Source organism: Sporocytophaga sp. (assembly GCF_017745095.1).
Lineage (GTDB): Bacteria > Bacteroidota > Bacteroidia > Cytophagales > Cytophagaceae > Sporocytophaga.
The window spans coordinates 113830-129852 of sequence record NZ_JAGHZZ010000008.1; the positions used below are offsets into that span (position 1 = coordinate 113830).

Genomic DNA, 16023 nt, shown 5'->3' on the forward strand with positions numbered 1-16023 from the left:
TATTTTTCCATTATTACTTCTCTTTTACATAGCAGGGAAAACTATTTTTTACTTGTCTCATCACTAAGTTGACGGCCATGTCCTTTAGGAGAAGGGTTACATTTAAGTTAAGAATTAAACTTGCATTTTTTTATTCTAAACTTTTAACTTTTTACTTCATTTAAATATCATAGTTCAGAACAGGACTAAGCCACTTCTCTATATCTTCTACTGACATATTCTTTCTCTTAGCATAATCAACCACTTGATCCTTTTCTATTTTACCCAAACCAAAATATTTAGAATCAGGGTGAGAGAAATACATACCACTTACAGATGATGCGGGGTACATTGCAAAGCTTTCCGTTAATGCAATTCCTGTCCTACAGTTAGGATCAAGAAGCTTGAATAAGATACTCTTCTCTGTATGATCCGGACATGCAGGATACCCTGGAGCAGGTCTGATTCCAATATACTCTTCTTTTATTAAAGCCTCATTATCGAATGACTCATCACTTGCATATCCCCAATACTCTTTCCTTACCTTCTCATGCATGCATTCTGCAAAGGCTTCAGCAAGTCTGTCTGCTATTGCTTTTATAAGTATTGAATTATAATCGTCGTGGTCTTTATCAAACTTCTCGATTAAAGCTTCAATTCCTATGCCTGCCGTCACCGCAAAACCACCTATATAATCGTTAATTCCTGATTCTTTAGGAGCGATGTAATCGCTGAGTGCCAGATTAGGTATACCTTTTCCTTTCAAGCCTTGTTGTCTTAAAGTATGGAAAGTTGTAAGGACTTTACTTCTGTCCTCTCTAAAGACTTCATGCTTATGATTGCCGTGATCTATTATTTCTTTATTAAATTCATGCAAAACGATATCATCATCTCCACCTCTTGTAGCAGGGTAGAAACCTATAACTGCTTTCGCCTGAAGTAACTTTTTCTCAATTACCTCTTTCAAAAGTGCTCTTGCATCATCATAAAGTTTTTTTGCCTCTGTTCCGATAATAGGATCTTCAAGAATCTTAGGAAACTTTCCTTTAAGCTGCCATGTCTGGAAGAAAGGAGTCCAGTCGATGTACTTACTAATCTCTGACAAAGAATAGTCATCAAAGAATTTAGTACCAAGGAAAGCTGGCTTAGTAACTTTCGTAGTTGACCAGTCGATAGGTGTTTTATTTGCTCTTGCCTGCTCAATGCTGATGTAATTTTTATCTTTTTGCCTTTTAGAATGTTCTTCGCGGGCTTTAGAATATTCCGATTTAAGATTTTGAATAAAGTTATCTTTGTTTTCACGGCTCATAAGGCTTCCTGCAACCGGAACACTTCTTGAAGCATCCAGTACATGAACAACAGAACCGCTGTAGTGCGGATCAATCTTCACTGCTGTATGGATCCTTGATGTTGTAGCACCTCCGATCAACAAAGGAACTTTTAAACCAGCTTTTTCCATTTCTCTTGCAACTGTTACCATTTCATCAAGAGAAGGTGTTATCAGACCGCTTAGCCCAATGATATCAACGTTATTTTCTTGAGCTGCTTTGATAATTTTATCTGTAGGCACCATTACTCCAAGATCGATGATCTCGTAGTTATTACATCCCAAAACTACACCTACGATATTTTTACCGATATCGTGAACATCCCCCTTTACTGTAGCCATAAGGATCTTACCAGCACTTTGTCCTTCTCCTCCTCCTTTTTTCTTTTCTTCTTCAATAAATGGAAGCAGATATGCTACCGCCTTTTTCATTACTCTAGCACTCTTCACTACCTGAGGCAGGAACATTTTTCCTTCACCGAAAAGATCACCTACAATGTTCATTCCATCCATTAAAGGTCCTTCAATCACCTCCAATGGCTTATCAAACATATGTCTTGCTTCTTCTACGTCCTGGTCTATATAATCAACAATACCTTTTACCAAAGCATGAGCCAATCTTTCCCTTACAGGAAGCTTACGCCAGGTCTCGTCCTTAACTGTTTCCTTACCTTTATTTTTAACTTTTTCGGCCATCTCGAGCATTCGCTCAGTGGCGTCCGGACGTCTGTTCAACAATACATCTTCGACGTGTTCCAGCAGGTCCTTAGGAATATTTTCATAAACCTCAATCATACCCGCATTGACAATCCCCATATCCAAACCAGCTTTGATAGCGTGATACAGGAATGCTGAGTGCATGGCTTCTCTAACTACATCATTCCCTCTGAAAGAAAAAGATATGTTACTAACACCACCGCTTACCTTTACACCCGGGAGATTTTCTTTGATCCATTTTGTGGCATTGATAAAATCCACTGCATAGTTATTGTGTTCTTCAATACCTGTAGCAACTGTAAGTATATTCGGGTCAAAAATTATATCTTCTGCCGGGAATTTTACTTCCTTGGTAAGAATATCATAAGCTCTTTTACAGATTTCAATTCTTCTTTGGTAAGAATCCGCTTGTCCTTGCTCGTCAAAAGCCATAACAACCACTGCAGCTCCATACTTTCTGACTTTTCTAGCATGCTCCTTAAACTTCTCTTCACCTTCTTTTAAGCTTATAGAGTTTACAATGGCTTTACCTTGTACACATTTAAGACCAGCTTCAATCACGGACCATTTGGATGAGTCCACCATGATTGGAAGTTTTGCAATATCAGGTTCGGAAGCAATAAGATTAAGGAAAGTAGTCATTGCCTGCTCTGAGTCAAGCATCCCCTCATCCATATTCACGTCAATAACCTGAGCTCCTCCTTCTACCTGGTTTCTGGCTACAGCAAGCGCTTCCTCGTAATTACCTTCTTTGATAAGACGGGCAAACATCTTAGAACCTGTTACATTGGTTCTTTCCCCAATATTTATAAAGTTAGCTCCTTTAAATACTTTCAAAGGCTCAAGGCCGCTGTATCTTGAAAGATGATCTGATTCAGGATTTGTTCTTGGTTTATATTTAGCAGCTAAATCAGCGATTGCTTTAATGTGTGCAGGAGTAGTTCCGCAACATCCTCCAATAATATTTAGGAGACCTTCGTCTAGAAATTCCTTGATGGTTGAAGCCATCTCCTCCGGACTTTCATCATATTGACCGAATTCATTAGGGAGACCAGCATTAGGGTGTGCACTAATTCCAGTAACAGACTCCTTCGCTAAATCTCTGATATGTTGCTTTAACTGTTTTGCTCCTAATGCACAGTTGAAACCAACTGTTAAAACAGGCAAGTGAGTTACTGAATATAAAAAGGCCTCTACTGTTTGTCCGGATAGAGTTCTTCCACTTGCGTCAGTAATTGTCCCGGAGATCATCACTGGAATCTTAGATCGTGTATCTTCCTTATATGATTCAATAGCAAATAAAGCAGCTTTACAGTTAAGTGTGTCGAAAACCGTTTCTACAAGAAACAGGTCCGCTCCTCCTTCTGCAAGTCCTTTTACTTGCTCGTAGTATGCTTTTACAAGATCATCAAAAGTTACAGCTCTGTAGCCTGGATTATTGACATCAGGAGATAGAGAAGCTGTTCTATTTGTCGGGCCTATAGAACCCGCTACAAATCTTGGTTTTGAAGGATCCTTCTGATTATATATATCTGTAGCTTCTTTAGCAATCTTTGCAGATTCATAGTTTAGTTCATAAACAAGATCTTCCATATGATAATCTGCCATAGCAATCGAAGTACCACTAAAAGTATTGGTTTCGATGATATCTGCACCAGCTTCAAGATATTTCAAGTGGATCTCTTTAATGATATCGGGACGGGTAAGAGATAGCAAATCGTTATTGCCTTTTAAATCGCCCTTATGATCTTTAAATCTCTCTCCTCTGAAATCATCCTCTTCAAGTGTATACCCCTGAATCATGGTTCCCATAGCACCATCAAGCACAAGTATTTTTTTCTTTAATACTTCCTGAATGTCAACAGTCATTTTTCAATAACTTTTTTTTAGATGAATAAAATTATGAAGAGCTTAAACGGAGAGATTCCCGGGGAAGGAGTTCTACCTTATCTTTCTCTGCTGAAAATAAAATTCTCAGAGTGGGAGTTAGCACCTTCTTTTAAAGGGTTGCTAAGACATCTAAGGGCCCAATCCCTCCGTCTTTCCGGATAAGTTCAATGCAAATTAATAATAAAGTTTCTTTTTAAAGAAATAATCTCCAAAATTCTTTGGGTTCAATGGTTGATGTAATAATTTTTTAACATTTTAAACATGTCTTTTCCTTAATTCCTCTATTTTTGAATTGAATTAAGAAAAGCTTCGATTCGGATTAACTCCTGAAACTCAATGCTGTTCAATTTTACAATAAAACCCAATTAATTTGAAATTTGCTGCAGTAGATATTGGCTCCAATGCTATCCGTTTTCAGATAACAAGCATCCTGAAACACAATGACATATTCAATTTTAAAAAACTTGAATATGTTCGTTTTCCCTTAAGGCTTGGTCAGGATGTATTTCAATTCAATAAGATCAGTCCGGAAAAAGAAGAAAAGTTCGTAAAGCTGATGAAAACTTTCAAAATGCTTTTGGAGCTTTATGAAGTTGATGATTATATATTCTGTGCAACTTCAGCTATGCGTGAATCTACAAACGGAAGGGAAATTGCAGAACGAGTGAAGAATGACGTTGGTATTTCGATAGATATTATTGACGGAGATAAGGAAGCTGATCTAATAAATGCGGTTCTATTTAATGAACTTGACGAAAAAAGCTACATACATATTGATGTAGGTGGTGGTAGTACAGAGCTGAACATCTTTGTAAACAAAAAGAAAGTTGCCGCTCAATCTTTTAAAATCGGATCTGTAAGAAGACTAAACAAGCTAGATGCGCCAGAAGAGTGGAAAAGAATGGAGGATTGGGTTAAAGACAATATATCCAAGGCAAATATTCCAGTCTATGCTATTGGTACTGGGGGTAACATAGGAAAAATCTATGAATTAGCTAATCTTTCAAGATCTAAAGAACTGAAGCCCAGCATTAAAATTGACAAGATTGAAGGAGTGCAGAAACAGGTAGCTGCAATGACTTACGAAGATAGAATTCATGTATTAAACCTGAATCCTGACCGTGCAGATGTTATTGTTCCTGCTTCGGATATCTATATTTCTGTGATGAAATATGCAGGAGCTAAAGAAATGGTAGTACCTGAATTAGGTTTGAAGGATGGACTGATACAAATGTTGTTTAGAAGGAATATGCACAATCTAGAAGAGCAAGTTACTATTATCAATACAAATAAGTTCCCTAAATAATCCGGGAACTTATTTTTCTTCTCTTAACTTTTTCAGTTTATTATATTTTTGAAAAGTCACTTTGCCTGTCTCTTTGGCAATGACATATCCATAATATCCGTCAAGTATACCCAGCTTAAGTATGTAAGAATGAAAAAACCTGTAAAAAGGGCTTATGTATAACTTAATAAATCCAGGCTTCTTTCCATCTTTAAAAAGTCTTTCAGCTGCCAGAGTACTGTACTTATCATTTTTCTGATCATACTGATCAAGTGAATAAATAGTATAGTGAAGAATAGCCCCTTTAAGTTTTTTAATTGTTGCTTCCTTTTCAAGACAGAGCTTTTCGTGCACGGGGCTACTATCCCAGTAGATTTTATCTTTTCGAAAAATCCTAATATGCGATTCAGGATTCCAGTGCCCAAACTTTAGCCATTTGCCACAGAAATTGGACTTTCGGGGTACTTCGTAGCAATCGTATTGGGGATTATTAAATTCGTTTTTGATTTCTGCTATCAGATCTCCGGACAATTCCTCATCTGCATCCAGAGAAAGTATATAATCATACCTCGCATAGCTATTGCCAAGGTTCTTTGTTGGACCATATCCTTCCCACTTTCTTCTCAGAAAATTGACATTATATTTTCTGCAAATTTCTTCAGTACTGTCTCTGCTGAAAGAATCCACCACTACAATATCGTCCGTAAGACGAGCAAGGGATTGTAAACATCTTTCAATGTTTCTTTCCTCATTGTAAGTTATGACAACAGCAGATACAGGGACTTTCATATGTTAATGAACGATACTGAATGCATAAACTGTAAATGTACTTCCTATTAATCCCAGCCCTATAAGCAGCATAAAAAAAGCTTTTTTGCTTTTTTCAGTTGAAGTGATAAGGCTTATAGCCCCCATCACCAGAGCAATCTGAAGAAACAGTGTAGCTAGATCAAAATAATCTCCTGCCCTTCCGAGAACCTGCAGATGTTCTTCCCATTCTTTTACTCCAATTACCTGGCCTAGTTTCCCATCAAGTTCCTGTACCCAATTCTCTTTACCTACTGCATTTGACCCAAGTAAAATTTCTTTCTTCTCTTTAGAATATCTCTCCGCCTCTTTGCCTAATTCTTCAACAACACCTTCAATGGCCGCTCTTTTATCCTCAACAATCACTCCTGACTTAAGCAATGACTTTAGCAACTCGCCTTGCCCTTCAGCCAATGATTCTTTAATGCTCTTGGACTGATACCACATATAAGCAGAGCTTTTCTCATTGGTCTCAATAATTTCATCATCTCCGTATTTTCCTCCTCCCAGATCTGCGATAGCAAGTACTGCAGCAAACACAGCAAGTAACAAGCCACAGTATGTCTCAAGCCTGTTGCTCTTTTTTTCAGGTTCTTCCATTAAAATTTTATTATCAAAATATTGCGGACAAAAATAACTGAAGCTCTTCTTAGAAGAGCTTCGCTTTTAAAACTATTTCTTTAGTAACATTATAAAACTCTTCATGCACGTTAAACGGCTCTTCACCTTCAGTGGCCTGATTGACATAAGTACCGTCATTCAACAACACATAGCTATTCACATTATCTCTAAGTGAATAATCTAAAATGCTGATTGTTTGTTGCTTCAATAATGGATCTGCAATCAGAAACAGAGATTCTATTCTTCTTTCAAAACTTCTCACCATCATATCAGCACTACCGCCATAGACCTTTGAATCACCTGCATTATGGAAATAGTATATTCTGGAATGCTCAAGAAAGTTCCCTACAATAGACTTAACAAAAATATTTTCACTAACACCTTCAACTCCTGGTTTGAGGCAACACATTCCTCTTACAATCAATTTTATTGAAACTCCGGCCTGAGAAGCAAGATATAGAGCATCTATCGTTTCATTATCCTGAAGAGAATTAATTTTTATCACAATTCCGCTTGGCAATCCGTTCTTAGCGTTTTCGGCCTCCTGATTAATAAGCTCTATGAGCTTTTTACGCATATTTCCAGGAGCAGTGATTAAATACTTATATTCCGAATGTACAGAATGTCCAGTTATAACATTAAAAAATTCATTGATATCATGAGCATAAACCTCATTGGTAGTGAGCAATCCAAGATCTGTATAAAACTTAGCTGTTTCTTCATTGTAATTACCACTTGACATATGGACATATCTCGTCACCTTCTCATTGTCCTCTTTACGGACGATCATCATCAGCTTGGTGTGCGTCTTATAATTGCTCACTCCATATATCACAAAACAACCAGCCTTTTGCAGTCTCTGAGCTTCCTTAATGTTATTTTCTTCATCAAATCTAGCTTTGACTTCAAAGAGAACCGAAACGTGTTTACCGTTTTCAGCTGCTTTTAATAAAGCATTTGTTATTCTGGACTCTTTAGCCAATCTGTAAATGGTGATTTTGATAGAAAGGACATCCGGATCTTCGGCAGCTCTTTCTATAAGATCAATAACGGGCCTGACATTATTATAAGGATGATGTAGCAATACATCATGAAACTTGAGGTATTCAAAAAGATCTTCATCCACCTCTTTGCCAAAGCTTATCGGTTTTACAGGAGCTGGAAGAGTTGGAAGTTTGTCTTTAAATCTCTTATGATTGATTATTTGCCAAAGACTGGTATAATCAATTAGGTTGTCATTTACAAAAATATTGGACTCGTCAATTTCCCAACGCTCTGTTAAGAGCTTCATCATCCATTGAGAGTATTTTGGCTCTACTTCTACCCTTACAACCCTTGCTGTTCTTCTTGTTTTGAGCTTTCTCTTTATTTCATCAATAAATTGAGCTTCCATATCATCACTTTCTTCAAGTGAAAAATCTCCGTTTCGCGTTATACGGAACAGATTTACTGATAATATATCGACGTTTCTGAACAGCTTATGGATTTGCCAGCGAATTATTTCCTCGATAGGAATAAAGATAATTTTTTCGTCCCTTTCTATTTCAAAAAATCGAGGCAAGTTTTGAGGTATTTGAACAAAGGATAACTTTCTCTGGTCAGAGGCACTTTCCTTATTTCTGGTAATTACACCAAAAATGAGGATTTTATTCATAAGAATAGGAAAAGAATGGTAATTGTCATATACCATTGGGGTAAGCATCGGAAAGACAAGTTTCTTGAAATAAGAAATCACCTTTTCCTTTTCTTCCTCAAAAAGATCCTCGATTCCTGCAATTACAAATCCATTTTCTGAAAATAATGGCTTAAGTTCTTTACCATAATAAGTTACCTGATCTTTGCAAAAGCTCTGAACTTCACTGAGTAAAGTTTTTCTAAACGGAATTTCTCGCAGGCCTGAATAATCAACTCTTTCCTTACCGTAATCTATATAATTATAAAGACTTCCAACCCTGATCATAAAAAATTCATCAAGGTTGGAAGAGGTTATTGCCAGAAATTTAAGTCTCTCAAAAATTGTACGATTGGATTTCTTAGCCTGGTCTAAAACTCTGTAGTTGAATTTCATCCAGCTCAGATCTCTGCTGATGTACTTACTATTGGTAATTACCGGGGTCTGTTGCAGTAACATTGAAATATGTCTTCTATACCTGTTAAGTTTATTTTTTATCGTCTCAACAGATTTGAACCCTCCCAGGAGCTTTCTTATTTTCACTTTCAATGATTAGAGGTATGCATAATAATATGCAATTTATAAACCTTCCTCGATATAAAAATAATATATCTCCGGAAAAAGTTTAAAATTACCTGAATACCACCGGTATATTTTAGATGTCCAGTTTTGCGTATTTTGCGTTTTTCTCAATGAATTCGCGGCGAGGCGCTACTTCATCTCCCATCAGCATTGAAAACAGGTGATCAGCTTCCGCGGCAGACTCAATAGATACTTTCTTTAAACTTCTTTTCTCCGGATCCATAGTTGTTGTCCACAACTGCTCCGGGTTCATTTCTCCGAGACCTTTATATCTCTGTATGTTTACAGAGTCTTCTTTTCCTTCTTTCGCAATTTCTTTAATTGCCATATCGCGTTGGTCTTCAGTCCAGCAATATCTTTCCTCTTTTCCTTTTTTAACAAGATAAAGTGGAGGAAGTGCAATATAGAGATAGCCATTTTCTATCAGTTTCTTCATATATCTGAAGAAGAAAGTCAGAATCAGAGTTCTGATGTGACTACCATCAATATCAGCATCTGTCATGATAATGATTTTGTGGTATCTCAATTTGTCAAGATTCAGGGCTTTATCATCTTCTGGAGTTCCGAAGCTAACACCTAAAGCTGTGATGATATTTTTAATCTCATCGTTTTCGTAGATTCTATGTTCCTGAGCTTTTTCCACGTTAAGAATTTTACCTCTTAGCGGTAGAATTGCCTGGAATTTCCTATCTCTTCCCTGCTTTGCCGATCCACCTGCGGAGTCTCCCTCTACAAGGTATACTTCACAAAGTGAAGGGTCCGATTCTGCACAGTCTGCAAGCTTACCTGGCAAACCAGTTCCAGAAAGAACATTCTTTCTCTGAACCATTTCCCTTGCTTTCTTAGCGGCTAACCTGGCCTGAGCAGCAAGTACAACTTTTGCCACTATTGCTTTCGCTTCTTTTGGATGTTCTTCCAGATAGGTAGTAAGCATATCTCCTACTACTACATCTACAGCTCCCATCACATCGGAGTTCCCTAATTTTGTTTTTGTCTGACCTTCAAACTGAGGCTCAGCTACTTTTACTGAAACAATTGCTGTTAGGCCTTCTCTGAAGTCATCCCCACTGATTTCTATCTTCAGCTTCTCCAGCATTCCTGATTTTTCAGCATAGGCTTTCAGGGTTCTGGTTAAAGCACGTCTGAAACCAGCTACGTGAGTACCTCCTTCTATAGTATTGATATTATTGACGTAAGAAAATACGTTTTCAGAGTAAGAAGTGTTGTACTGCATTGCAACCTCAACAGGAATCGGTCCTTTGTCACTCTCCATATAAAGAGGATCAGGAATAAGCTTTTCTCTTGTAGAATCAAGATACTGAACAAATTCTCTAAGACCACCTTGCGAATAAAAAGTTTCAGTAATTGAAGTCCCGTCTTCTGCCTTTGTTCTGATGTCTGTAAGGTGAATTGTAATTCCTTTATTAAGGAATGCTAATTCTCTCAAACGGGTTGCAACGGTTTCGTATTTATATTCTTTTGATGTGAAAATTGTATCATCAGGAATGAAATGAGTAGTTGTTCCTGTCTTTTCACTTTCTCCTATCACTTTTACAGGATATTGAGGAACGCCTCTAGCATATTCTTGTTGGAAAATTTTACCTTCCCTGTATACTGTTACCTTTAAATGGGTTGACAACGCGTTTACACATGAAACACCCACACCGTGAAGACCTCCTGAAACTTTATAAGTGTCTTTATCAAATTTTCCTCCCGCGTGCAATACTGTCATTACAACTTCAAGGGCAGATCTTTGCTCCTTAGTGTGAATTCCTGTTGGAATACCACGACCGTTATCAGAAACAGTTATTGAATTATCCTCATTTATAGTGACATTTATCGTATCACAATAGCCGGCCAGCGCCTCATCAATGGAGTTATCTACTACTTCCCAGACAAGGTGATGAAGACCTTTAACGCCAATATCTCCGATATACATGGCCGGACGCTTTCTAACAGCTTCCAGGCCTTCCAGAACTTGAATGTTATCCGCTGAGTAATTGCTCACTTTATCAGTAATTTCGCTCATTATAGATGGGTATTGTAAAGTGTAAATTTACAATTTTTAATTAGATTATTCGCCTTTATAAGGGAGGAATGGATAAATATTTATCAACAGGCGAAAATATCCTCGTTATTAGTTTTTCAGACTAACAATCAACTATTTATCAAAGCATTAATAAGTTCCTACAGATAGCATCACCAGGGTGCACCCCATTACAGGTTCTATATTATTTTTTTGTGCCAGCTCTATCAGTTCATCATTCTCTGTACCTGGATTAAATATTATCCTTTTTGGCTTCAGATTTATAATATAATCATAAAGATTGGTCTGATTCTGTGGACCTACATAAAGAGTGACAGTATCTATACCATCAATATTTGGCTTGTCATTCATAATAGTTTTTCCTGCAACTTCGCCTTTTTTAATTCCTACAGGAAATATTTCATGACCGAACCTCACCAGCATATGAGCCGCTTTGTATGCAAATCTTGAAGAATCGGGAGTAGCACCCAAAATGACAGTTCTTTTATTCATAATATTCAAAAATCAATGATTCTTAGCTCCATAAATTGCCGCCAGACTTTCCGCACATTTTTCTCCATCCATGGCAGCAGATACAATCCCTCCTGCATATCCGGCTCCTTCACCACAAGGGAACAATCTTTTGATTTGTATATGTTCCCGTTCCTCTTTTTTTCTTGGAATGGATACCGGCGAAGACGTTCTGCTTTCAACACCTACAATCTGAGCTTCATTGGTCAGGTAACCTCTCATTTTCTGACCAAAATCCTTAAAGCCCTGCCTTAATCTCTGAACAATAAAAGCTGGCAATACGTCTCCCATTTCGCAGGATTTTAATCCAGGTTGGTACGAGGTTTCCAGCAATGATGAAGATATTTTTTTCTGAACGAAATCCGCCAGGCGTTGAGCAGGAGCTGTTTGAGTTTGTCCTCCCATAATCCAAGCTTGGCGCTCTACCTTTTTCTGAAATTCCAATCCTGCTAATGGACCAAACTTCTCAAACTCTCTGAATTCTTCTTTCTCGACAGACACAACTATACCGCTATTCGCAAATTTGGAATCCCGTCTGGATGGTGACATCCCATTCACTACGATCTCTTCCTGAGCCGTGGCTGCCGGAACAATAAAACCACCAGGGCACATACAAAATGAAAATACCCCTCTCTGAACTCCCTGAAACGGCACTTGACTAACCAGTGCATAACTTGCTGCGGGAAGATAGTCGCCCCTATTCTCGCAGTGATACTGGAGTGAATCAATAAGGCTTTGTTGGTGTTCCACCCGCACGCCTAGTGCAAAGGGCTTAGCTTCAACTATAATTTTCTTGTCATGAAGAAGATAAAAAATATCTCTGGCGGAATGACCTGTTGCCAGTATTACCCCTATTCCAGGTATACTTTCTCCGGTGCTTAAAACAACACCTTTCATCTCATCACCTTCAAGGATAAAATCCGTTACCTTTGAATCAAACCGTACTTCTCCTCCTGCTTCAATGACTGTATTTCTGAGATCCTGAACAACCATTGGCAACTTATTAGTCCCGATGTGAGGATGTGCATCGACCAGAATTTCTTCGGTAGCACCGTGAGCCACAAGAATTTCAAGAACGCGCCTTATATCTCCACGTTTTCCGGATCGTGTGTAAAGCTTCCCGTCCGAATAAGTGCCCGCACCACCTTCTCCAAAGCAATAATTAGATTCAGGATTAACAATGTGATCTTTATTGATAGCTGCCAAATCACGCCTTCTATTACGAACATCCTTACCTCTTTCAAGTACGATTGGCTTTACGCCTAACTCTATAAGCCTGATGGCTGCAAAAAGACCAGCAGGACCGGCTCCTACCACAATGGCCTGAGGCCTTTTATTCAGATTCGGAAATTCTTTCTTCCAGCTGATCCGAGAGCCAGGAGTCTCGTTTACAAAAATTTCTGTTTGAAAATTGATTTTAACCTGCCTGCTTCTGGCATCTATGGAGCGTCTCAGATGCCTGAAAAGCACATTTTCTCCGGAAGATATTCCTGCCTTTTTCAAAATTTCCTGATTCAATAAATCAGGATTTTCTGCCACCCGTACAGGCACAGTTAACTCTACTATTTGTTTCATTTCTGTAAGGTTTTTATCCTTAAAAGACAGGTAATCCCTGGTTATACACTTTATTATCGACTATGCTTTAAGCTTTCAAATTAAAACTTACTTAAAAACTTATCACTTTTTCAGGCTGTATCCAATGTTTACTCCGAAACGGAAAGGAATTGAAATGCCAGTTCCTTTTATACTTAGAAAATCCTTTTCATAATTTTCTACAGAAGGGTCCCAGTTTCTTGAGATAAATCTGTAACCAATTCCCAGGCCAGCAAAAACATCTACTGTCCAACCTTTTTTCTTTGCATCTTTGGACAACCTGTCACCAAAAATTATGGAATATTCCACTATGCTTTGAGACATAGTCAATCCTTTGGAATGGGAACTTCCTGAAAATCCGTTTTTATTAACGGTGTTATCCAATTTGGTATACCTTATTTCATGGCCAAAATAAAACATCCCATTATCTTTATCACGGTTATAAAATTTCTGCCTTAGGTAAAAAGCATTTCCTCTTTTATATAATTCATCATAGCCAGGCGTACTTTTAAAAAAAGGATCTCGAATTAAGACATAACCTAATTCATATCCCAGCCTTTCTTGGAAATAATATTCTACTGAAAATGGAATGGCACTTGGCTGACTGCTGATGATTGATTTTTTTGCAATTCCCAGAGGGCCGAAAGCTATGATAAAACCCTGGTACTCATTGACTTTTTTCACGAAATAGCGAGGTAACTTCCTTTTGTGAAAAAATGTGGGCATTTTTGAAGTAAGCCCAGACTCATTATTTTTATTTAGAGAGTCTTTTATTTCCCTAAATACCGGTGAATCATTTTCATAATAAGTGCGATATAACCCAGCCAATTCGCCGTTTTCTTTGAACAATTTCCATACTCCAACTTTATTTCCATCAACTATCTTTCCCTCCATTTTTGGGGTTCCGGATTCGTAAAATCCTGTGTAAGTCCCTTCTCCTTGGTTATAATAGCAGCTTCCTTCCAGCTTTCCATTTTCATAATAATACTTCCAAGGTCCCTCGCTTTTATCATTTTTAACCTGCCCTTCTATTTTCAACTTACCATTTTCATAATATTCCTTATATGGACCTTCTCCCTTCACAAAGTTTCCTTCTCCCTTAAAATTACCATTATTATAATACAGTTTCCAATAACCGTCCCTTTTTCCTTCTTTCTGGTCTCCTTCAGAACTTAAAGCGCCATCTTCATAAAAATATTTCCATTTTCCTTCAGGGAGTCCTTTTTCAAAAATTCCTTCGCTGGAAACCTTTCCATTTTTATAATAAAATTTCCACATCCCCTCTTTCTGTCCATTTTTTTCAGATCCTTCAGACTTTATTGATCCATCTTCATAATAATATTTCCACAATCCATTGCTTTTGCCATTCGAGATTTCTCCTGTACTCTTAATAGTTCCATCAGGATAAAACTCCATGAAATTACCCTTATCATCCTGAAAATATGCAGTTCCCTTATTTTTAGAATCTTCATAGTAATACTTCCAAGGACCGTTTTTTAGATTTTTACGATAAAGTCCTTCAGATTTGATAGTTCCACTTTCATAGTAAAATTTCCATTGGCCTTCACGCTGATCTTTAATCACATCACCTTCCATGTTAACTCCCCCATTTTCATAGTAGTAGGTCCAGTAACCTTGACTAATGTTGTCTTTCAGCTCCCCTTTCATTTTAGGATTACCATTTTCATAAAAATATTCCCAGATTCCATTGGCTTTGCCATTAGAATAATGGCCTCTGGATTTTATTCCCCCATTTTGGTAATAAGATATATAGAGGCTATCAAGGACTGGCGTATTGGTTGATTTCACAAAATAATCTTCCTTCAAAAGTGTTTTTTTATGATCATACCAGGTTTGAACCTGAATATGTTGACCATGTAGGCGTGGGAGAAAAAAAATAAACGTTAAGAAAAATAGAATATAATATTTCACAAACTACTTTTTTAAGCTTAAACGCAAAAGCAAGCCTGAATTACATGTCCTAATTCAGGCTTTAAAGATTTTTACATCAAATGAGCAAATACTTCTGTTTCCACCCAGGTTTTACCCCAATCCTGCAATTCCTGCTCAGACCAGAGAGATGGGAAGAATATCTGCTTTTGAAATCTTGGAGGTAAATATTTCTGCCAATTAGTACCACCAGTAGAAGGTACAATCTGCTTAGACCTTATCAAATAGCTTACGGCATATTTATAGTGAGCCAGAGGCCAGTTGATATTTGCATAGGTATCATATTTCCTCATTGCAGATATTAGCTTTTCATCTTCCTGGGCATCAAAAGGTAACCGCTTGAAGATGGACCAAAGATTTGTAGAAACACAATCATTCGCCAATCTGATCAATACATCGCTATATTTTTCTTCAAACTGCTTTAAGGTCAAAGTCTTTTTTCCGGTAGTTACTTCGATAGCTCCTTTTTTCCAATAGATCTTTTCAAACATCTGATCTATTGTAGAATAATCATGAAAATCGTCTCTGTGATCTTTGCTCACCAGATTGATAAAATCTGTTGATGCAATCTCTGTCATTCTGTATTGAACAGACTGGAAACCACTAGCCGGATGGAGAGCAGTTCTGAATTTCAGGAACTGTTCCTGTTCCATTCCAACAGAAATAATATCAAATGATTGTATCAGCTGTCCAAAAAACCAATTGACTCTATTCAAACGATGAAAAAATGAGTCTTTGTCAATGAATTCCTGTTTTCTGATATTATTGATCTCATGCAAAACCATTTTGAAATACAACTCTGTAATCTGATGATAAATAATAAACATCAACTCATCAGAGTATTCAGTCTTTGGTACCTGAAGATTCAGTAATGCGTCAAGATGAATATAATCCCAGTAATTGAGGTATTTAGAATTAAGAAGCCCTTCCAGGTGCACTGTAAGATCCTGCCCTTCTTTGGCATATTTATCTTCCAGGAGTTTTAAAAGTTCTTGTATTTTGGTTTCTTTTTCCGGATTCTGCATCTTAGGAACATTAAATGC

The 16023-nt window shown here is 37.5% G+C and carries 10 protein-coding genes and 1 riboswitch; of the genes, 1 reads left to right on the plus strand and 9 read right to left on the minus strand.

From position 1 onward, the window contains the following. Positions 1-160 precede the first annotated feature (160 nt). Positions 161-3892: a methionine synthase gene (gene metH, locus J7604_RS13665; RefSeq protein WP_293896892.1), complete on the minus strand. Its 3732-nt coding sequence runs from the start codon at positions 3890-3892 to the stop codon at positions 161-163. Positions 3893-3966: 74 nt separating this feature from the next. Further along, positions 3967-4078, minus strand: a riboswitch (SAM riboswitch). 205 nt (positions 4079-4283) lie between these two features. On the opposite strand from metH, the gene J7604_RS13670 reads away from it, so the two are divergent. Further along, positions 4284-5219, plus strand: coding sequence for a phosphatase (locus J7604_RS13670; protein ID WP_293896893.1), 936 nt, complete (start codon positions 4284-4286; stop codon positions 5217-5219). A 9-nt stretch (positions 5220-5228) separates the two neighbouring features. Here J7604_RS13670 and J7604_RS13675 read toward each other — a convergent pair whose 3' ends face one another. The 8 genes from J7604_RS13675 to J7604_RS13710 form a co-directional block, all read right to left on the minus strand. Next, on the minus strand, positions 5229-5987 hold the full coding sequence (locus J7604_RS13675) for a glycosyltransferase family 2 protein (RefSeq protein ID WP_293896894.1): 759 nt from the start codon (positions 5985-5987) through the stop codon (positions 5229-5231). 3 nt (positions 5988-5990) lie between these two features. Beyond that, on the minus strand, positions 5991-6605 hold the full coding sequence (locus tag J7604_RS13680; protein ID WP_293896895.1) for a DUF4337 domain-containing protein: 615 nt from the start codon (positions 6603-6605) through the stop codon (positions 5991-5993). A gap of 49 nt (positions 6606-6654) precedes the next feature. Next, positions 6655-8757: a polyphosphate kinase 1 gene (gene ppk1 / locus J7604_RS13685; protein WP_293897123.1), complete on the minus strand. Its 2103-nt coding sequence runs from the start codon at positions 8755-8757 to the stop codon at positions 6655-6657. A gap of 196 nt (positions 8758-8953) precedes the next feature. Then, positions 8954-10909 (minus strand): DNA topoisomerase (ATP-hydrolyzing) subunit B, encoded by a 1956-nt coding sequence (gene gyrB / locus J7604_RS13690; RefSeq protein WP_293896896.1) that lies wholly within the window; start codon positions 10907-10909, stop codon positions 8954-8956. 147 nt (positions 10910-11056) lie between these two features. Further along, entirely contained in the window at positions 11057-11419 is a 363-nt protein-coding gene (locus J7604_RS13695) for a CoA-binding protein (protein WP_293896897.1), read from the minus strand. A gap of 12 nt (positions 11420-11431) precedes the next feature. Next, positions 11432-13012, minus strand: coding sequence for an NAD(P)/FAD-dependent oxidoreductase (locus J7604_RS13700; RefSeq protein ID WP_293896898.1), 1581 nt, complete (start codon positions 13010-13012; stop codon positions 11432-11434). A gap of 102 nt (positions 13013-13114) precedes the next feature. After that, positions 13115-14857 (minus strand): toxin-antitoxin system YwqK family antitoxin, encoded by a 1743-nt coding sequence (locus J7604_RS13705; RefSeq protein WP_293896899.1) that lies wholly within the window; start codon positions 14855-14857, stop codon positions 13115-13117. A gap of 176 nt (positions 14858-15033) precedes the next feature. After that, a complete protein-coding gene (locus tag J7604_RS13710) occupies positions 15034-16005 on the minus strand; it encodes a tryptophan 2,3-dioxygenase family protein (protein ID WP_293896900.1) in 972 nt (323 codons plus the stop codon). Between the last annotated feature and the right edge of the window lie 18 nt (positions 16006-16023).

Excerpts from the sequence above, each read along its gene's own strand:
- metH (WP_293896892.1), bottom strand. The coding sequence starts at position 3,892 with ATGACTGTTGACATTCAGGAAGTATTAAAGAAAAAAATACTTGTGCTT.
- J7604_RS13675 (WP_293896894.1), bottom strand. The coding sequence starts at position 5,987 with ATGAAAGTCCCTGTATCTGCTGTTGTCATAACTTACAATGAGGAAAGA.
- J7604_RS13680 (WP_293896895.1), bottom strand. The coding sequence starts at position 6,605 with ATGGAAGAACCTGAAAAAAAGAGCAACAGGCTTGAGACATACTGTGGC.
- ppk1 (WP_293897123.1), bottom strand. The coding sequence starts at position 8,757 with ATGTTACTGCAACAGACCCCGGTAATTACCAATAGTAAGTACATCAGC.
- gyrB (WP_293896896.1), bottom strand. The coding sequence starts at position 10,909 with ATGAGCGAAATTACTGATAAAGTGAGCAATTACTCAGCGGATAACATT.
- J7604_RS13695 (WP_293896897.1), bottom strand. The coding sequence starts at position 11,419 with ATGAATAAAAGAACTGTCATTTTGGGTGCTACTCCCGATTCTTCAAGA.
- J7604_RS13700 (WP_293896898.1), bottom strand. The coding sequence starts at position 13,012 with ATGAAACAAATAGTAGAGTTAACTGTGCCTGTACGGGTGGCAGAAAAT.
- J7604_RS13710 (WP_293896900.1), bottom strand. The coding sequence starts at position 16,005 with ATGCAGAATCCGGAAAAAGAAACCAAAATACAAGAACTTTTAAAACTC.